General features: G+C 73.6%; 1 protein-coding gene and 1 pseudogene. Both read right to left on the bottom strand.

Annotated features, from left to right (window positions below; translation table 11 throughout):
- Positions 1-256 precede the first annotated feature (256 nt).
- Positions 257-5,539: pseudogene (locus OG841_RS48405) on the bottom strand (SDR family NAD(P)-dependent oxidoreductase); the annotation flags it as partial.
- A gap of 208 nt (positions 5,540-5,747) precedes the next feature.
- Positions 5,748-20,624, bottom strand: coding sequence for an amino acid adenylation domain-containing protein (locus OG841_RS48410; protein WP_371571424.1), 14,877 nt, complete (start codon positions 20,622-20,624; stop codon positions 5,748-5,750).
- Positions 20,625-20,662 lie beyond the last annotated feature (38 nt).

The raw sequence follows: 20,662 nt of genomic DNA on the forward strand, positions 1-20,662 counted from the left end.
CGGAAAGCAGCGGGCTCTGGCGGCCCGCCGTGAATGCGGTGAGGAAGCGCGGCCAGCGCACGTCGGCCACGGTCTGGCAGGGGCGGCCGGAGGCGACAGCCTGCTGGAGGGCGAGGAGGGCCGGCTCCGGGTCCATGCCGGGCACACCGTGCCGGTCCAGGACCCCCTTGACCGTCGTCTCGGCCATGCCGCCGCCGTCCCAGGCACCCCACGACACCGTGGTGGCGGGCAGCCCTTCGAGATGGCGCACCTCGGCGAGCCCGTCGAGGAACGCGTTGGCGGGCGCGTAGTTGCCCTGGCCGGGCAGGCCCACGGTGGCCCCGTAGGACGAGAACAGCACGAACGCGGCAAGGTCGTGGCCGCGCGTCAGCTCGTGCAGGTTCAGCGCGCCGCGCGCCTTGGCCCGCCACACGCGGGCGACCTGCTCCGGGTCGATGGCGTCGACGACCGCGTCGTCCAGGACGGCGGCCGTGTGCAGGACGGCGGTCAGCGGGGTGCTCTCGGGGATGCGGGCGAGGACACCGCCCAGTTGGTCCCGGTCGGACACGTCGCAGGCCTCGACGACCACCTCGGCGCCGAGCTCGCGCACCTCGCGCGCCAGGGCGTCAGCGCCCGGCGCGTCCGGGCCGCGACGGCTGGTCAGGACGATTCGCCGGGCACCGTTGTGGGCCAGCCAGCGGGCGATCCGGCCGCCGAGCACACCGGTGCCGCCCGTGACGAGGACAGTTCCGGACGGGCGCCAGGCGGTGCCGGGTACGGTCTCGTTCCGGGCGAGGCGGCGTACGAGGACGCCCTCGGGGCGCACGGCGACCTGGTCCTCGGCGCCGTTCCCGCCGAGCAGGGCGGCCAGCCGCGGCCACAAACGGCCGTCCGGTGTCCCCGGCAGGTCGATCAGCCCGCCCCAGCGGTCGGAGTGTTCGAGGGCGGCCACGCGGCCGAGACCCCACACCGCGCGCTGGACAGGGTCGACCCGATCGTCGCCTGGTCCCGTGCGGACGGCGTCCCGGGTCACGCACCACAGCGGGGCGGCGATCTCCGCGTCACCGAGCGCCTGCACGGCGAGCAGGGTCGCGGCGTAACCGGGTGGCACTGTCTGGTCCGCCGGCCCGGCGGCCAGGGCGAGCAGCGAGAGGACACCGGCGAACTCCGGCTGAGGCAGGACCTCCTGGTCGTCCCAGACCTCCCGGAGCCGCTTGGCGAACAGTGCCCGCTCCTCGCCGGGCGCCCAGGTGAGGGTGTCCAGCTCGACACCCGCGTCCTCGAGGCCGCGCACCACCGCGTCGGCCGAGGCGCTCCCGGTGGGGAGCAGTACCAGCCAGGGGGCGGGCGGCAGCAGGCCGGATGGGACGTCGGCCGACTTCCAGTCGATGTGGTAGCGCCAGTTCCGCACCGTCATGCCGCTCTGCGAGCGGCGGCGCCATGAGGACAGGGCCGGGACCAGTTCGGCGAGGGACGCGGCGGGGTCGACGTCCAGCCCGGTGGCGAGCGCGTCGAGGTCGCCGCTCTCCACGGCCGACCAGAACGCGGCGTCCTCCGCGGTGACGGCAGCCGGCGGGCGGTCCTTCCCCTCGGCCGGGTCGAGCCAGTAGCGACGGTGCTGGAAGGCGTACGGCGGCAGGTCCACGACGCGCGCGCCGTGGAAGACCGGGTCCCAGCGGACGTCCGCGCCGCACACGTGGGCCTCGGCGACCGAGGTCAGGAAGCGGTCCCAGCCCCCGGCGCCGCGGCGCAGGCTGCCGATCGCGGCGACGCCGTCGGCGCCCGCGGTCTCCTCCACGGCCATGGTCAGGACGGGGTGGGGGCTGGCCTCGACGAACAGCCGGTGCCCCAGGGTGGTGAGCGACTCGACGGCGGAGGCGAACTCCACCGTCGTCCGCAGGTTCCGGAACCAGTACTCGGCGTCGAGTTCCGCGGTGTCGAGGAGCGTGCCGGTGACCGTGGAGAAGAACCCCACGTCGCTGGAGCGGGGCCGGATCGGTGCCAGGGCCGCGAGCAGTTCCTCGCGTAGACCGTCGACCTGCGCGGAGTGGGAGGCGTAGTCCACCGGGATGCGGCGGGACCGTACGCCCTGCTCGGCGCATTCCGCCATCAGTTCGTCCAGGGCGGCGGGCGCGCCGGAGACGACGGTCAGCCCCGGGGCGTTGACCACGGCCACGGACAGCTGTCCGCCCCACCTCCTGATGCGCCGCTCGGCCTCGGCCCGGGGCAGCGCCACGGACACCATGCCGCCCCGGCCGGCCAGCGACCGGGCGATGGCCTGGCTGCGGAGCGCGACGATGCGGGCGCCGTCCTCCAGGGACAATCCGCCGGCGACGCAGGCCGCGGCGATCTCGCCCTGGGAGTGGCCGACCACGACGGCGGGCGCCACGTTGTGGGACCGCCAGAGTTCGGCCAGCGAGACCATGACCGCCCACAGCACGGGCTGGACCACGTCCACCCGGCGCAAGGCGTCCTCGTCGGTGAGGACCGCCGCCGGGTCCCAGTCGACGAAGGGGCTGAGCGCACGCTCGCACGCTGTGAACGCCTCAGCGAACACCGGCGACCGGTCGAGCAGGTCACGGGCCATCCCGGCCCACTGGGAGCCCTGGCCGGGGAAGACCAGGACGGGACCGGGGTCGCCGTCGTCGGAGCGGGCGTGGCCGGTGCCGGTGATCAGGGCGGCCGCCTGGTCGCCCGAGGACAGGGTGTCCAGCCCCCGCAGGAAGTCGTCGCGGTCCTCGGCCACCACGACCGCGCGGTGCTCGAAGGCGGTCCGGGTGGTGGCGAGGGAGTGGCCGATGTCGCGGGGAGAGAGCTCGGGCCGGTCCTGTACGTGCCGATGGAGGGCGGCGGCCTGGGCCCGCAGCGCCTCCTCCGTTTTCGCGGCGAGTACCCAGGGCAGCGGTCCCTGCCCCTCGGGGGCCGTGCCGGTGACCCGCGCCCAGTCGATGTCGACGCCCTCGGAGCCGAGCGTGGCGAGGAGGTGCTCCAGCGTGTCGACGGCGGGCGTGTCTCGGCGGCAGGTGGGCAGCACCGGGGTGTCGTCGGCCCTGCCGCGCGCGGCGAGGGTGTGCTCCAGGGACCTGCGCAGCACGGGGTGGGGGGCGATCTCGACGATGCCCAGCCGGGCGTTGCCGTCGGCCAGGGTGCGTACGGCCTCGTCGATCAGCATCGGCCGGCACATGTTCCGGGCCCAGTACTCCGCGTCGAGGCCGGTGCCGTCCAGGAGGTCGCCGGTGACGCCGGACAGGAAGGGCACATGGCCCGGGCAGGGTGCGATGTCCGCGAGCAGTTCGGTGAGTTCTCCGGCGAGCGGGAGCAGCTCGGCACTGTGCGAGGGGTAGTCGATGGCCACCCGGTACGTCGTGACACCGGCGTTGCCGAGTTCGCGTTCGACCTCGTGGATCATGTCCGTGCGTCCGGACAGGCAGACCTGGCGGGGCGAGAGGTGCCCGGCCACGGTGACCCGGTCCCCGGCGAACGCGGCGGCGTCCTCGGGGGAGAGGTCGCAGACGATCATCGTGCCGAGGCCGACGGCCCGCTCGGCGACGAGCCGGGACCAGACGGTGATGACCCGGGCACCCTGGTCGAGGGTGAGCGCACCGCAGACGACGGCGGCCGCGACCTCGCCGACGCTCTGCCCGAACACGACGTCGGGGGTGACGCCCCACCGTGCCAGCGTGCGGGCGACGGAGACCTGGAGGGCGAACAGCACCGGCTGGAGGACCTCGGTGCGGTCGAGCCGGCTGTCCCCGGCGACCAGTTCGTCCACGACGGACCAACCGGTCTGCGCGGCGACCGCACGGTCGACGTCGGCGAGGAACTCCCGAAAGGTGGGCTCGGCCAGCAGGTCACGGCCCATGCCGACCCACTGGGAGCCGTGTCCGGAGAAGCAGAATGCGACGGTGGGGGCACTCGCCCTGCCGTCCCGTGCCGCCTCGCGCACGACGGCCGGCACGGCGAGGGGACGCCGGTGAGGGGCCTCGCTCAGGGCGAGGTGGACGTTGGTTCCACCGAAGCCGAAACCGCTGACCCCGGCGTGGCGGGGGCCCTCGGGCCAGTCCCGCCGGGCCGCGACCACGTCGAGGGCCTGTCCGGTGAAGTCGATGTGCGGATGGGGCTGCCGGAAGTGGAGGCTCGCCGGGATCTCGCCGTGGTGCAGCGCCAGCGCCGTCTTGAGGACGCCCAGCACACCGGCGGCGGGCTCCAGGTGACCGAAGTTGGTCTTCGCCGATCCGAGAAGCAGGGGGGTGGTGCGCCCCGGAGCGAACACCTCGCCCAGCGCGGCCGCCTCGATCGGATCGCCCAGGGGGGTCCCGGTGCCGTGCGCCTCCACGTACGACACGCGGTGCGGCGCTATGCCCGCCTCGCGCCAGGCGTTGCGGACGACGTCCACCTGCGCGCGCGGGTTGGGTGCGGTCAGTCCGTTGGAGGCGCCGTCGTTGTTGGCCGCGCTGCCGCGCAGCACCGCGTAGACGCGGTCGCCGTCCCGCAGGGCGTCGCAGAGGCGTCGCAGGACGACCATGCCGCAGCCCTCGCCGCGGACGTATCCGGCGCCGTCCGCGTCGAACGCGCGACACTGCCCGGCCGGGTTCATCCCGCCGAACTTCGTCATGGCGACCGTCGTGTGGGGGTGCAGCATCAAGCTGATGCCGCCCGCGAGTGCGACGTCGGACTCCCCGCGGCGCAGGCTGTGGGCGGCCAGGTGCACGGCGGCCAGCGACGAGCTGCACGCCGAGCCGACGGACAGCGCGGGCCCCTGGAGTCCCAGGGCATAGGCGATCCGGGCCGGCACGATCGAGGTGTCCCAGCCGACGGCCGAATGCGAACCGATCGCCTCCGGGTCGGCCCCGGTGGCCAGGTGGTACTCCTGCCACATCGTCCCGACGAACACACCGGTACGGCTTCCGGCCAGGGCCGAGGGCACGATGCCGGCGTCCTCGAGGGCCGCCCAGGCGACTTCCAGGGCGATCCGCTGCTGCGGGTCCATCCGGGCGGCCTCGGCCGGCGAGATCCCGAAGAAGGCGGCGTCGAAGCCGGCGACGTCGTCGAGGAATCCGCCCCGTCGGGTGGTCGCTTTGCCTGGGGCCCGGACGTCCTCGTCGAACCAGTCGTCGGCGTTCCAGCGGTCCGCCGGCACCTCGCCGACGGCGTCCTCGCCCGCGACCAGGCTCTCCCAGAGCTCCCGGGGGGTGGTGATGCCGCCCGGCAGCCGGCAGCCGAGACCGACGATGGCGATCGGCTCGGTGGCAACGGTGCCCCGGTGCTCCGGGCCGGGGGGAGCCGCCGGCCGTCGCTCACCGGCGAGCACCGCGGACAGTTCCGCCACGGTCGGGTGCTGCCACAGCGTCCAGGCGGGTACGGGGCGTCCCAGCCGTTTCGACAGGTCGTCGGCAAGGCGAGTCGCGCCCAGCGAGTCGACGCCAAGGTCGCGCAGTGCCACCGTCGCGGGGACGCGGTCCGGCGTGACCCCGAGCAGCTCCGCCACGGCACCGCGCAGGAATGCCGCGATACCCGCGGCACCGGTCTCGACGGCCATTCCCGTCGTGTACACGCCCATCTGACACCCTTCGGTCGGCCGGCCTGGTCCTGCGCCGGTCGATGCCGGACACCGGCATCGGGCGGGAAACCGCCTGCCCAAGCGCACCACGCGGAACTTGACACCGAGTGGACTCGGCTCCGCGCGGGACTCGACTTCGGCCTGGGCCGTGAAGGGACGTCGGAGGTGAGGGGCCGCCGGGCCCCTCACCTCCTGGTGGTACGAGGGGTCAGTGGCCGCCCCCCGGGATCGCCGCGATCAGCTCGGCCGCCATCACGCCTGGCTGCTCGAGCGGCGCGGCGTGCGTGCCCTCGATGCTCCGGCGCACGAACGAGCCGCGTGTCAGCACGCGCCAGTCGTCCATGGCCTCCGGGGAGACCGCCGGGTCGTCGGTGGCCGCGATCGCGACGACCGGCACGTCCAGCCCCTCCCGGCGCAGGCCCTTCAGTGCCGCCTGGTGGTTCTCGCCCAGCTCGGTGTCGGCCCGCAGCCGCACGACATACTCGGCGAGCAGCTCCTCGTTCTCCAGGATCTGACGGGGCAGCAGACCCTCGAACGTCTGGGCCAGGTGCGCCGTGGACGTGCCGTCCCAGGCCGTCGCGCTCTCCCCGATCCTGCGGACGGTTTCGGTGACCTCCGCGTACGGGGTCTGGGCGCAGGCCACAACGAGGGAGAGCGGCGGAGTGTCGGGCCGGTCACCCAGCCGGTGGGCGACCTCCCACGCCAGCCAGGATCCCTGGCTGTGGCCGTAGAGGACCAGCGGGACGTCGGCGTACCCGGCCAGTGCCGCCGCGACCTCGTCGGCCATGACCATCATGTCCGTCATGGGCGGCTCGTCGGTGCGCGCCTCCCGGCCGGGCAACTGGACGGCGAGGAGTTCGACCCCCTCGGGCAGGCTGCGGATCAGCGGAACGTATCCGCCCGAGGTGCCTCCCATGCCGGGCATGGCCACGACCCGGGCGTGCGGCCGCACGGCGGGCTTCAGCAGCCGCAGCCACGGGGTGCCCGCGGACTTGTCCGGCCGCGGTCCGATGGCCGGCTTGTGGAACAGTTCACCGAGCAGGTACCGGCCGAGATCCTCGCAGGTGGTGTACCGGACGAAGACGTCCGTTGTGAGCGCGAGTCCCGTGGCGCGGGCGAGGGTGCCACGCACCGTGACGGCCATCAGGGAGTCGAAGCCGAGCTGCTGGAGCGGCTGGTCCACGTTCACCTTCTCGGGTACCAGCCCCAGCACCTCCGCCGCCTCGGCCCTGATCAGCTCGACGATCGTGTGCAGCCGTGCCTGTTCGCCCAGCCGGGCGAGTTCGCCCCGTAGCCGGTCGCCCGCCCGCGGGTCGGCCGCCAGGGCGGTGGACAGCGCCGCCCGCGCCTCGGGGATCTCCTCGATCAGCGGACGGGGCCGGGACGCGCTGTAGGTGGGTGCGAAGCGTGTCCAGTCGATGTCGGCCACGCCGAGGGCCGTCAGACCGGCGTCGAGCGCGGTCCCCAGCGCGTGCAGGGCGTGCGCGGGCTCCATGGAGAGCAGACCGCGTGCCTCGACCTGCCTCTCGTCCTCGGCGGTCAGCATGCCGGCGCCCGCCCAGCCGCCCCAGTGGACGACCGTGGCGGCCTGGCCCCGCTCCCGGCGGTGGCGGGCGAGCGCGTCCAGTCCGGAGTTGGCCGCGCCGTACACGGCCTGGTGGCCGCCGCCCCAGAGGCTGGCGCCACTGCCATACAGCACGAACGCGTCCAGCGCGCGGCCGCCGAGCACCTCGTGCAGGTTCCAGGCGCCACGGACCTTGGCGGCCAGTCCCGCGCCCATCTGCCCGGCCGTGACCGCGCCGAGGGGCGCGTTGCGGTTGACGCCCGCGAGGTGGGCGACCGTGCGCAGCGGGGCATCGGCCGTGTCGCTGCGGGCGATCAGTTCCCGGACCTGACGGAGATCGGCGACGTCGCAGGCGGCCAGGGTGACGGTGACGCCCTTCGGGGTCAGTTCCTCCCGCAGCGCCGTCACTTCGGGGGTCTCCCGGGCGCTGCGGGACGCCAGCACCAGGTGCCCGGTCCCGCGGTCCACCAGCCAGCGGGCCAGCTGGAGGCCAAGACCGCCCGTGCCGCCGGTGATCAGCGCCGTGCCCGTGGTCGACCAGGTCTGCGGACCCGGCCGCGGCGCGGTCCGCACCATGCGCCGTACGAACCGGCCTCGCGGGCGCAGCGCGATCTGGTCCTCGTGGTCGGCGGCGCCGACGGCCCGGACGAACTGGGCGGCCCAGCCGTCATGCGGCTGTGCGGGCAGGTCGACGACGCCGCCCCACAGGGCCGGCGCTTCCAGGGCGACGACGCGGCCGAGGCCGGCGACGAGGGACCCCAAGGGCCCGGTCAGGGCCTCCGCACCGTCGACGCTGACCGCCCCGCGGGTCACCGCCCAGACCGGTACGGTCCGCCCGCTGTCGCCGAGGGCCTGCACCAGGGCCAGGACGTGACGGAAGCCGTCCGGGACCCCCGCCTCGTCGAGCCGGTCGTCGGCGCCCTCGAAGGTCACGATCCCCCGGAGTGAGGGCGGCAGCGCGGCCAGGGCGGTCGCCAGGCCGTCGCGGTCCGGGCCCACGTCGAGCCTGTGCACGGTGGCGCCCGAGGCCCGGAGCGCGCGGTCGAGCTCGGCGGCCGGGCCGTCCTCGCCCCCGCCGCCGATCAGGGCCCAGTCGCCGTCCGGGGCGGGACCCGTCCCAGCCGGCTCGGACGGCCGCCAGACCTCGTCGTACAGCCAGGAGGCGACCGTGGCGTCGAGGCGCTGCCTGTCCTGCCACGCGGTGAGCAGCGGCAGCAGCTCCTCGATCCCTGACCGCAGCCGCTCCGGAGCGCCCAGCAGAGCCGCGACCCCGTCGACGCCGCCGTCGCTGACCGCCTTCCAGAAGGCGTCAGCGGGCGTGGCGGCGGCCGGGGCGGGAGTCTTCGCCTGCTCGGCCCAGTACCGCTGCCGCTGGAACGCGTACCCGGGCAGCGCGGCGACCGCGCCGGCGCCCAGGCACCGGTCCCAGTCGACGGGGACGCCGTGCACGTGCAGCAGTCCCGCGGTGCGCAGCACCTCGCTCAGGCCGCCCCGTCCGTTGTACAGGGTGGACACGACCACGGCCCGGTCGTCGCCCAGGAGCAGGGCGCCGTCCGTGAGCGGCATCAGCAGCACCGGGTGCGGGCTGACCTCGAGGAACACATCGACGCCGTCGGCGAGAAGCCGTTCCTGGGCGAGGTCGAGCCGGACCGGCTCGCGCAGGTTGCGGCACCAGTAGGCCGCGCCAAGATCCTCGCCCGGCAGCGGGGCGCCGGTGACGGTCGAGTAGAACGGCACCTCGCCCGCGCGCGGCCGCAGCGTCGCCAGTTCCGCCGCGAGGGTGGGGACGACGGCGTCCATGTAGTGGCTGTGCGAGGCCACCGGGGCGTCCAGCCGGCCGCACGGGACGTCCTCGTCGTCGAGAAGGTTCAGCAGCTCGTCGACGGCCTGCGCGTCGCCGGACAGCGCCACCGAGCGGGGGGTATTGACCGCGGCGACCGAGATCGTGCCCTCATACGGGGCGATCCGGTCCAGGACCTCCTCCAGCGGCAGGTCCACCACGGCCATACGGCCCGTTCCGGCCCGGTCCTGCAGTGCGGTGCTGCGGACCATCGTGATGCGCGCGCCCTCCTCCAGGGTCAGGGCCCCGGCGACGACCGCGGCCGCCACCTCGCCCTGCGAGTGTCCGACGACGGCCGTGGGCTGCACGCCGAGCGAACGCCAGAGCGCCGCCAAGGCGACGTACATCGTGAAGGTCAGCGGCTGGCCGACGTCCAGGCGCGACCAGGACGAGGCGTCCGCCTCGCGCAGCAGCTCCACGACCGAGCGCCCGAGGTAGGGGGCGAACGCCGCGTCGCACTCCTGCGCGACCTGGGCGAACACCTCGGACTGTTCGAGCAGTTCCCGGCCCATCCCGGCCCACTCGCTGCCCTGCCCGGGGAAGACGAAGACCGGCCCGCGGCGTTCGGCGGCGGTCCCCTCGGCCAGGCTCCGGTGGGAGCGGTGCTCGGCGAGGGCGGTCAGCGCCTCGGCCGCCTCCGTCGCCGTCCGCGCGGTGATCGAGGCGCGGGCGGCGAAGTGGGTGCGGCGGCGGGCGGCGGTGGCCGCGACGTCGTGCAGCGCGACGTCGGGGTGGGTGCCCAGCCAGGAGGCCCAGCGGGCGGCCTGCGCCCGCAGCGCCGTCTCGTTCTTCGCAGACAGGACGACGGGCAGCTCCGTGTCCGTCGCCGCGGTGGGAGCGTCCTCGCGGGGCGCGGGCGCCTCTTCGAGGACGACATGGGCGTTGGTGCCGCCGATACCGAACGAGGAGACGCCGGCGCGGCGCGGCCGCCGCGAGTCCCACGGGGCGGTCTCCGTGCTGACCCGGAACAGCTCGGGGTCGAGGCCCATCTCGGGGTTGGGGCGTGTGAAGTGGAGGCTCGGCACGAACTCCCGGTGGTGCAGGCTCAGCACCGCCTTGAGCAGACCGGCGACGCCCGCTGTGGCATCGGTGTGGCCGATGTTCGTCTTCACCGAGCCGAGCGAGCAGGGTTCGTCCCGCTCGGCGGTCGCGAAGACCTCCTGCAGCGCCTGCACCTCGATCGGGTCACCCAGGGCCGTGCCCGTGCCGTGCGCCTCGACGAGACCCACGGTGTCCGGGGTGATGCCCGCCGCCGCCTGCGCGGCCGCGATCACCTGTGCCTGGCCCGAGATGCTCGGCGCGGTGAAGCCGACCTTGTCGGAGCCGTCGTTGTTGATGGCGCTGCCGCGCACCAGGGCGTAGACCGTGTCGCCTGAGGCGAGAGCGTCGGAGAGCCGGCGCAGCACGACCACGCCGACGCCGTCGCTGAACACGGTGCCCGCTCCGTCCGCGTCGAAGGCCCGGCACGCGCCGTCGGGGGAGACGACCATGCCTTCCTGGTACGGGTAGCCGTTCTTGAGCGGCACGGACAACGAGGACGCGCCGACCAGGGCGACGTCGGACTCGCCGCGCAGCAGGCTCTCCCGGGCCAGGTGGGTGGCGACCAGCCCCGTCGAGCAGGCGGTCTGCACGTTGAGCGCCGGACCGCGCAGATTCAGCTTGTGTGCCACCCGGGGAGCGAGGAAGTCACCTTTCGTGCCGACCATGTTCCGGTAGAAGGAGGACAGATCGGTCACGTCGTCCTGCTGGTACCCGCCGAATCCGGAGCCGCCGAAGACCGCGATGGCCCCGTCGAAGGAGTCGGCGACGATGCCCGCGTGTTCCAGTCCCTCCCAGGCGCATTCCAGGAAGAGCCGGTGCTGGGGGTCCATGGCCTCGGCCTCGGACCGCGAGTAGCCGAAGAACCCGGCGTCGAACAGGTCGGCGTCCTCGACATAGCCCTTGGCCCTGACGTACGCGGGGTCGGCCAGCAGCGCGTCGGGCACGCCCGCCTCGCGCAGCTCCTCGTCGGTGAACCGGCGGATGAAGTCCCGGCCCTCCCGCAGCCCGCGCCAGAACGTGTCGATGTCCGGGGCGCCGGGCAGCCGGCAGGCCATTCCCACGATCGCGATCGGCTCGTCGGAGGAGGGGCGCATGCCCCGCTCGACGCGTGTGCCGTGCGCCGTCTCCCCGCCCAGGTGGGCGGCGAGACGGCGCACGGTCGGGTAGCGGAACACGGCGGAGAGCGGGAACTCGCGGCCGATTCCGGCGCAGATCAGCTGGTGTGCGCTGAGGGCCGACATCGAGCTCGCGCCGAGATCGAAGAATCCCTTGTCGCGCTCGATGCGGGTGAGCCCGAGGACGGACTGCCACGCGGCGGCGACGATGTCCTCGACCGACCCGGAGCCGTCGGCCGCACGGCCGGGGCCGGCCGCGGGCTCCGCGACGGACAGCGGCAACGCGCGCAGCGCGCTGCGGTCGATCTTCTGGTTGGGGGTGTGCGGCAGTTCCGTCCTGCGGACCAGCCGCGCGGGAATCATGAAGGACGGCAGCCGTCCGGCCAGCCGCTCGCGTACGGCCCCCTCGTCCGCCGACTCCCCGGCCGGCACCCAGTACAGGAAGAGCTGCTGGTCGCCGGGGGTGTCCTCGCGGACGACGGCCGCGCAGGAAGCGACCTCGGGGCACTCGCCCGCCACGGCCTCGATCTCGCCCAGCTCGATGCGGTGGCCGCGCAGCTTGGTCTGGGCATCGGTGCGCCCGCAGAATTCCAGGCTGCCGTCGAGCCGGTAGCGCACGACGTCGCCGGTGCGGTACATGCGCTGTTCGGGCAGGCCCGTCGGATCGGGGACGAAACGGTCGGCGGTGAGCTCGGGACGGTGGAGGTAGCCGCGGGCCACGCCCAGGCCGCCGATCCACAGCTCACCCCGGGCACCGCGCGGCACGGGCTGCCCGCCGGCGTCCAGCACGTACAGGCGGTTGCCGTGCAGCGGCCGGCCGAGCGCGATGTCGCCCGGCTCCACGGTCCAGGCCGACGACCACACGGTGGTCTCGGTCGGTCCGTACATGTTGGTGATCTCGCCCGTGCAGTGTCGCAGCAGCTTCTTGGCGAGCGGACGGTCGAGGGCCTCGCCACCCACGAGCAGCCGGCGCAGGCCGGTCACCAGGGCACGGCCCTCGCGGTCGGCAACGAGCATGCGGGCCAGCGACGGCGTGCACTGCAGGTGCGTGGGCGAGAGGTCCCGGTAGCGGCCCCACTCCGCGACACCGCCGTCGGCGACGACCACGCGATAGCCGCGGGTCAGCGTCCACAGGAGTTCGAGCGTCGAGATGTCGAAGGACGGGCTGGTGACGGCGAGCCAGCAGTCGCCGCTGCCGCCGCCGACGGTCTCGTCCATCGCCGTGCAGAAGTTCGCGAACTGGGCATGCTCCAGCATCACGCCCTTCGGGCGGCCGGTCGATCCCGACGTGTAGATCACATAGGCGAGGTCCGCCGGAGCGGGCAGCGCGACCGGCGGCAGCGCCGCGTCCGCGCCCGGCGCCGTCAGAGCGGCGAGGTCGACCGTGAGGACGTCGATGCCCTCACCGGCCGGCTCGAACGGGTCCTGGGGAGTGTCCAGGACGACGGCCGCCCCGCTGTCCCCGACGACGTACTCCGTCCGGGAACGCGGATAGGTGGGGTCGAGCGGTATGTACGCGCCGCCCGCCATCCACACACCGAGCGCCATCACCACGAAGGCGGCGGAACGCGGGGCGTGGAGGCCGACGAGGACGTCCGGTCCGACACCCGCCTCGCGCAGGCGCCCGGCGACCGCCGACGCCGCCCCCACCATGTCCCGGTAGGTCAGCGTGTGCTCGCCGTGGACCAGCGCGACGTCCTCGGGCGCGGCGGCCGCGCGCACCAGCACCCGCTCCAGCGCGGTCCGCGAGTCCACAGGCTCGGCGGGCACCGACCCGGCCCGCTCGTCCAGCCAGCTCCGCTCGGCCTCGCCGAGCAGGGCCAGGGACCCGATCGGGGTGTCGGGCGCGCTCACCACCGAGGCCAGCAGGGTCCGGAAATTGTCCACCATCCGCTCGGCCGCGGCACGGTCCAGGACATGCGACTGGAACTCCAGCTCGCCCCGGAGCCCGGTCTCGTCGGAGACCAGCGTCAGGCCGAGCTCGAACTTCGCGGCGCCCCGGACGTTGCCGAGGGTGCTTCCCGTCCCGGGACGGGTCCAGGCATCCTCGCCCTCGCCGAGGGCGGGTGCGGAGGCGCTGATGTAGTTGAACGCGGCCCGGAAGAAGGGGTTCTCCTCGCCGGTGCGCTCGCCCGCGGCGGTCCGCACGATCTCGGTCAGCGGCACGCTCTGGTGCTCCAGGACACCAAGTACCCGCGGGCGCATGGACTCCAGCACCTCACGGAAGGCGGGGTCGCCGGTCAGGTCGCAGCGCAGCGGCAGCGTGTTCGCCAGGAAACCGGCCAGGCCCGCCGTACCGGACAGCCGGCGATTTCCCCAGACGGTGCCGACGGCGAAGTCGTCCTGGTCGCAGTAACGCCTCAGGAACACGGCGAACGCGCTGACCAGCACCGTGTACGGGGTCACCGAGACCGAGGCGGCGAGCTGCTCCAGCTCGTCCCGCAGGCCGACGGGCACGCCGAAATACACCGCGTCGCCCTCTGCGCCGTCGGTCTCCTGCCGCGGACCGGGCGGAAACTCCAGCCTCGGCACGTCCGCCAGCTCCCGGCCGAAGAAGTCCAACGCCGGGGCGAAGCGGTCCTCACGCACCCAGCGCTCCTCCCACAGCGCGTAGTCGCCGAGCTGGTGCTCCACCGAGGGGCGCTCGGGCTCCCGGCCGTCACGGAACGCGTGGTACGCCTCGTACAGGTCGTGCAGGAAGATCCCGGACGACCAGCCGTCCGTGATCGCGTGGTGCAGGACGAAGCAGACCAACTGCCCGCCGTCGGGCAGGTCCAGGAGGAGTCCCCGTACGAGGCCCCCGCCGTCGACGGTGAACGGAGTCAGCTCCTCGCGACGCAGACGCTCCTCCACCGCCCGCTCGTCGGCCCGCGACAGGTCCTCCCGGACCACCGGGACCTCGGCGGACGGCTGCACTACCTGGACCAGGCCTTCGGGCTCTGCGCGCAGGGTGGTGCGCAGGGACTCGTGCCGGTCCACCACCCAGGCCAGCGCCCGCCCGAGGACCTCCTGGTCCAGCGGACGCTCGGCCCGCTGCCGGAACACCGTGTTGTACTGCGGGGAACCGGGGTGCAGGTGCTCCATGAACCACAGGCGGCGCTGCCCGTGGGTCGCCGGATAACGGGAGACGCCCGCCGCCCGCGACAGCGCCGGCAGCTCGGCCCCGCCAGCCGGCACCGCCGGAGCCGTCAGGTCGTCGAAGACCTCCGCCAGCAGGAACTCGGAAATTGCCCGCGAGGTCGGGTGGCTGAATGCCAGGTCGGAGGGGAGCTGGGCACCACCCGCCTCGTCGGAGAGCCGCTTGCGTAGCTCCACCGCCATCAGCGAGTCGATGCCCAGCTCCTTCAGCTGCTGCTCCGCGCCGACACCGTCCGCCCCGGACACCCCCATGACCAGGGCGACCTCACGGCGTACCAGCTCGGTCAGGACCGTGAGCCGCTCCGCCTCGGGCGTGCCGGCCAGCCGGTCGCGGAGCGAGCCGCCGCCGCTGTGCTGCGCGGCCTCGCGCAGCTTGGCCCTGGGCCGGACGAGCGCCCGGAACAGCGCCGGGAGCCCGGCGTCGGCGCCGCGCTGGAGCGCGCCCGTGTCGAACTTCACCGGGACGAGGTGCGCCTCGGGGCGGCGCAGAGCCGCGTCCAGCAGGTCCAGGCCCTCGGGAACGCTCAGCGCGTGGGCACCCTGGCGGCGCATCCTGGCGAGTTCGGCCTCGCCGAGGTGGGCGGTCATGCCCGTGCCGCTCTGCGCCCACAGGCCCCACGAGAGGCTCACCGCGGGCAGGCCCCGCCGGCGCCGGTAGGCCGCGAGGGAGTCCAGGAAGGCGTTGGCCGCGCCGTAGTTGCTCTGGCCCGGCGAACCGAGCGTGCCCGCGGCGGAGGAGAACAGGACGAACGCGGCGAGGTCCAGCTCGGCGGTGAGCTCGTGCAGATGGGTCGCGCCGTCCGCCTTGGGACCGAACACGGTGGCCAGCCTCGTGTCGTCCTGCCCCCGCACCATTGCGTCGTCGATGACGCCGGCGAGGTGCAGGACGGCCGTCCAGGGCCGGTCGGCGGCGTGGTCCGCGAGCACCCCCGCGACCTGATCGCGGTCGGACATGTCGCAGGCGACGATCCGGACTTCCTCGGCACCCGCCGCACGCAGCTCGGCGGCCAGGTCGGCCGCGCCGGGCGCATCCGGCCCGCGGCGCGAGGTCAGGACCAGATGGCGTACGCCATGCTCGCGCACCAGCCGCTCCGCGACGGCCCGGCCGAGCTCACCGGTACCACCGGTGACCAGCACGCCGCCCTCGGGGTCCAGCGGCCGGGGGACGGTCAGCACCACCTTGCCGGTGTGCCGGCCCTGCCCCATGTACCGGAAGGCGTCGGGGGCGTTGAGCAGGTCGTACGCCGCGAACGGGAGCGGCGTGAGGGCGCCCCCGTCCAGCAGCTCGGTGAGCACGGCGAACATCTCGGCGATCCGCTCGGGTCCGCTCTCGATGAGGTCGAACGCCTGGTAGCGGACCCCAGGGCGGGCTGCGGCGACCTCGTCCGCGTCGCGGACGTCGGTCTTGCCCATCTCCAGGAACCGGCCTCCGTCGGACAGCAGCCCCAGGGAGGCGTCCACGAACTCCCCGGCAAGCGCGTTCAGCACGACGTCGATGCCCGCACCATGCCACGCGGCCGCGAAGCCGGTGTCACGGGAGGAGGCGATGTGGGTGTCGGCAAGGCCCAGGGCGCGCAGCGCCGGCCACTTGCCCGTGCTCGCCGTGCCGTACACCTCGGCGCCGAAGTGCCGGGCGAGCTGCACGGCCGCCATGCCGACACCGCCCGCCGCGGCGTGGACCAGCACCTTCTCGCCCGGCCGCAGCGCGCCCAGGTCGGTGAGCGCGTAATAGGCGGTGAGGAAGGCCAGCGGCACGGTCGCCGCCTCGGCGAAGCCCAGCGCGTCGGGTATCCGGGCGACCACCCGGGCGTCCGCGCGGACCTCGGTGCCGAACGTGGCGACGGACAGGCCCATGACCCGGTCGCCGACGCGCAGGTGGGTCACCTCCGCGCCCGTCTCCAGCACCTCGCCGGCGAATTCGAGTCCCAGCTCCGGCGCGTGGACCATGTCCAGGGCGTTGAGGACGTCACGGAAGTTCAGACCGGCGGCCCGGGTGCGCACGCGCACCTCTCCGGCGCCGAGCGGCGTGGACTGGTCCGTCGGCACGGCGGCGAAGGTGTCGAGCCGGCCCTTTTCACGGATCGTCAGGTGCCAGGGGGAATCCCCGGCAGGCGGGGTCACCGCGCTCACTGAGCCCCGCGCGCGCACCAGGCGCGGGGCGTACGCGGAGTCCGCGCGCAGCGCCAGTTCCGGCTCCCCGTCCAGGGCGAGCGCGGCACCGATCACCGCGGGATCCGATGGTTCGCCCCCGAGATCGATCAGACGCAGGACACGCTCGGGGTGCTCCGCCCGCGCGGTGCGGACCAGACCCCACACTGCGGCGTGGGCGAAGCCGGGAGCACCGTCTTGCGGGCCGACCGCGAGCGCGTCCCGGGTCACCCAGACGAGCTCGGTGCCGGACAGCCGCTCCTCCGTCAGCACCTGCTGGACGAGCGACAGCGCGTCCCGTGTGGCCGCGAGCGCCAGCTCGGCGGCCGGGGCATCGAGGTCCAACCCGGCGTCGGGGCGGGCGGCGGTCAGGTCCACGACGATCCGCCGGGGGGTGGCGTCGGGGGCGAGCCCGTCGGACGTCTTTGCTCCGAGGGCGTCCCCGACGGCGCCGCCGTGGCCCAGCACCAGCAGCCCCTCGGGCGAAGGGCGGTCCTCGCCGTCGAGGACGACCTGCTGGAAGTCGAGGCGGTACAGGTGGTCCACGCCGGACTCCTGGGCCGCCCGCAGCTGCGCGGCCGTCGCGCGCTGCATCTCCAGGGCGCGCGCCCGCAGGACCGGCTCGCCCTCGGCGTCGGTCACCAGGACGCTCGCCACCGGAGAACCGCCCGGGTCCTGGGACTGCGGCAGCTCGATGCGGACTCGCAGCTCCGTGGCGCCGGTCGCGTACAGCTCCACGTCTGACCACGCGAACGGAAGGATCACCGTGTCCGCGTCCGGCGTGTCATCCGAGGTGGTGATGCCGGCGAGGACGTGCAGCGCGCTGTCGAGCAGAGCCGGGTGCACCCCGTATCCGTCGGGCGTGCCCGCCTGTTCGGGCAGGACGAGGCGTCCGTAGGCGACGCGTCCGCTCGTGCGCAGTTCCTGGAGGGCCCGGAAGGCAGGCCCGTAGGTGAAGCCCTGGGCATCCAGGCGCTCGTAGAACCCGTCGAGTTCGACGGGCTGGGTGTCCTGCACGGGCCAGGTGCGCAGCTCCGGCGCACCGGCGGTCTCCTCCGCGGTGGCACCGGCCAGTTCACCGGTCGCGTGCAGGGTCCAGGCGCCGGGCTCGGCGGTGTCCTCGGGCTGGCTGTAGACCGCGAGGGAACGGTGGCCGTGCTCGTCCGGTCCCTCGACAAGGACGTGCAACCTGACCGGGGCGCCGGCACGCAGCGCCAGCGGCCTGGAGAGCGACAGCTCCCGGACGCGGGGGGCGTCGACGGCCCGGCCGACGGCGAGTGCCACGTCCAGCAGGCCGGTCCCGGGCATCAGGACTCCGCCGAAGACGGCGTGGTGGGCGAGCCAGGGGTGGGTGGTGAGGGAGAGGCGTCCGGTGAGGAGGTGTCCGCTGTTGTCGGGGAGTTCGAGGGTGGCGGCGAGGAGGGGGTGGTGGGTGGGGGTGAGTCCGGCGGTGGTGAGGTCGGTGGTGGTGTTCTGGGTGGCGGGCAGCCAGTAGCGCTGGTGTTGGAAGGCGTAGGTGGGCAGGGGGTGGGGGGTGGTGTGGGTGGGGTTGTAGTAGGTGTGCCAGTGGGGGGTGGTGCCGGTGGTGATGAGGTGGGTGAGGGCGTGGGTGAGGCTGTGGGTGGGGGGCTGGTTTGTGCGGTGGGTGGTGATGATGTGGGCGTGGGTGGTGTCGGGGAGGGTGTTGGTGGTCATGGCGGCGGCGGTGCCGTCGGGGCCGAGGTCGAGGTAGGTGGTGACGCCGAGGGTGTCGAGGGTGTGGATGCCGTGGGCGAAGCGGACGGCTTCGCGGACGTGGCGGGTCCAGTAGTCGGCGTCGGTGGTGGTCAGGGGTTGGCCGGTGAGGTTGGAGACGAGGGGGATGGTGGCGGGGTGGTAGGTGAGGGTGTCCAGGGTGGTTTTGAATTCCTGGAGCATGCCGTCCATGTGGGGTGAGTGGAAGGCGTGGGAGACGTTGAGCCATTTGGTTTTGCGGCCGTCGTCCTCGAAGTGGCGGGTGATGTGTTCGACGGCGTCGTCGTCGCCGGCGATGACGGTGGAGCGGGGTCCGTTGAGTGCGGCGATGGAGACGCGGTCGGTGAGGTGGGGCAGGACCTCGTCCTCGGTGGCTTGGAGGGCGACCATGGCGCCGCCGGTGGGCTGGGCCTGCATGAGGCGGGCGCGTGCGGCGACCAGGGTGCAGGCGTCTTCGAGGGTGAGGATGCCGGCGATGTGGGCGGCGCTGATCTCTCCGATGGAGTGGCCGATGAGGTAGTCGGGGGTGATGCCCCAGCTTTCGATGAGGCGGTAGAGGGCGACCTCGAAGGCGAAGAGGGCGGGCTGGGTGTGGCGGGTTTCGTCGATGCGGTGGTCGGTGGTGGTGAAGACGGTGTCGTGGAGGGAGTGTCCGGTGAGGGGGTCGAGGTGGGTGGCGATGGTGTCGAAGGCGGTGGTGAAGGCGGGGTAGGCGGTGTAGAGGTCGTGGCCCATGCCGGGTCGTTGGGTGCCCTGGCCGGCGAAGACGAAGGCGAGGGGGCCCTTGGTGGGTCGGCCGGTGGTGATGTGGGGGTGGTGTTCGCCGGTGGCGAGGGCGTTCAGGGCGGTCAGGAGTTCGGTGCGGTTCTCGCCGGTGACGGTGGCGCGGTGTTCGAAGAGAGTGCGGGTGGTGGCGAGGGCGTGGCCGATGTCCTGCGGATCGGCGTCGGGGTGGTGTTCCAGGTGTGAGACCAGACGGGCGGCCTGGTCCCGGACCGCGGCAGCCGTCCTCCCCGACACCACCCAGGGGATCACGGGCAGCCTGACCGGCGCCGAGGCCGACGACTCTCCGGAGACCTCGGAGGCATCGGAGGCGCCGGAGACCTCAGGGCTGCCGGAGGCCTCGGAACCGTCCGGCCGCTCCGTCACAGCCGACGCCTGCTCCAGGACGACATGCGCGTTCGTACCGCTCACGCCGAAGGAGGAGACGGCCGCGCGGCGGGGTCGCCCGTCGTTCTCCCAGGGGCGGCTCTCGGTGAGCAGTGCGACCTCGCCGGCCGTCCAGTCGACGTGGGTGGAGGGCTGGTCCACGTGGAGGGTCTGGGGCAGGACGCCGTGGCGCATGGCCTGCACCATCTTGATGATGCCCGCGACACCCGCCGCGGCCTGGGTGTGCCCGATGTTCGACTTGATCGAGCCGAGGTAGAGCGGCCGCCCGTCGGGGCGGTCCTGGCCGTAGGTGGCGAGCAGGGCCTGTGCCTCGATCGGGTCGCCCAGCGTCGTGCCGGTGCCGTGCGCCTCGACGGCGTCCACGTCCTTCGGTGTCAGCCGGGCGTTGGCGAGCGCCTGCTGGATGACGCGCTGTTGTGAGGGGCCGTTGGGCGCGGTCAGACCGTTGGACGCACCGTCCTGGTTGATGGCCGAACCCCGCACCACGGCGAGCACCCGGTGCCCGTTGCGCCGTGCGTCCGACAGCCGCTCCACCAGCAGCATGCCGACACCCTCGGACCATCCCGTCCCGTCGGCCGCGTCCGCGAACGGCTTGCACCGGCCGTCCTCCGACAGGCCCCGCTGACGGGAGAACTCGATGAACGTCGCCGGTGTCGCCATCACCGTGACACCGCCGGCCAGCGCGTACCTGCACTGACCGGTCCGCAGCGCCTGGATCGCCCAGTGCAGGGCGACCAGTGAGGAGGAGCATGCCGTGTCCACCGTCACCGCGGGACCTTCCAGGCCCATGGTGTACGCCACCCGGCCCGAGGTGACACTGCCCGCGTTGCCGTTGCCGAGGAAGCCCTCGAGGTCCTTGGGGACGTCACGGAGCCGGGAGACGTGGTCGTGGTACATGAGTCCGGCGAATACGCCGGTCTGCGACCCGCGCAGGGAAGCAGGGTCGATACCGGCCGACTCCACCGCCTCCCACGACGTCTCCAGGAGGAGCCGCTGCTGCGGGTCCATCGCCAGCGCCTCACGCGGGCTGATCCCGAAGAACGCCGGATCGAAGTCCGCCGCCTCGTAGAGGAAGCCGCCCTCGCGCGTGTACGACGTACCCGACCGGTCGGGGTCCGGGTCGTAGAGGTTGTCCAGGTCCCAGCCACGGTCCTCCGGGAAGGCCGAGATACCGTCCCCACCGGTGGCGACCAGGTTCCACAAACCGTCCGGGTCGGTGACCCCGCCCGGGTAGCGGCAGGCCATGCCGACGATCGCGATCGGCTCGTGCGAGTCGTCCTCGACCTGCTGAAGCTTCTCGCGGACCTGCTTCAGCTCGGCCGCGGCACGCGCCAGGTATTGACGGAACTTTTCCTCGTTAGACATCTAGCCCT

Origin of the sequence: Streptomyces canus, assembly GCF_041435015.1 — a bacterium.
In the GTDB taxonomy this organism is placed as follows: Bacteria; Actinomycetota; Actinomycetes; order Streptomycetales; family Streptomycetaceae; genus Streptomyces; species Streptomyces canus_G.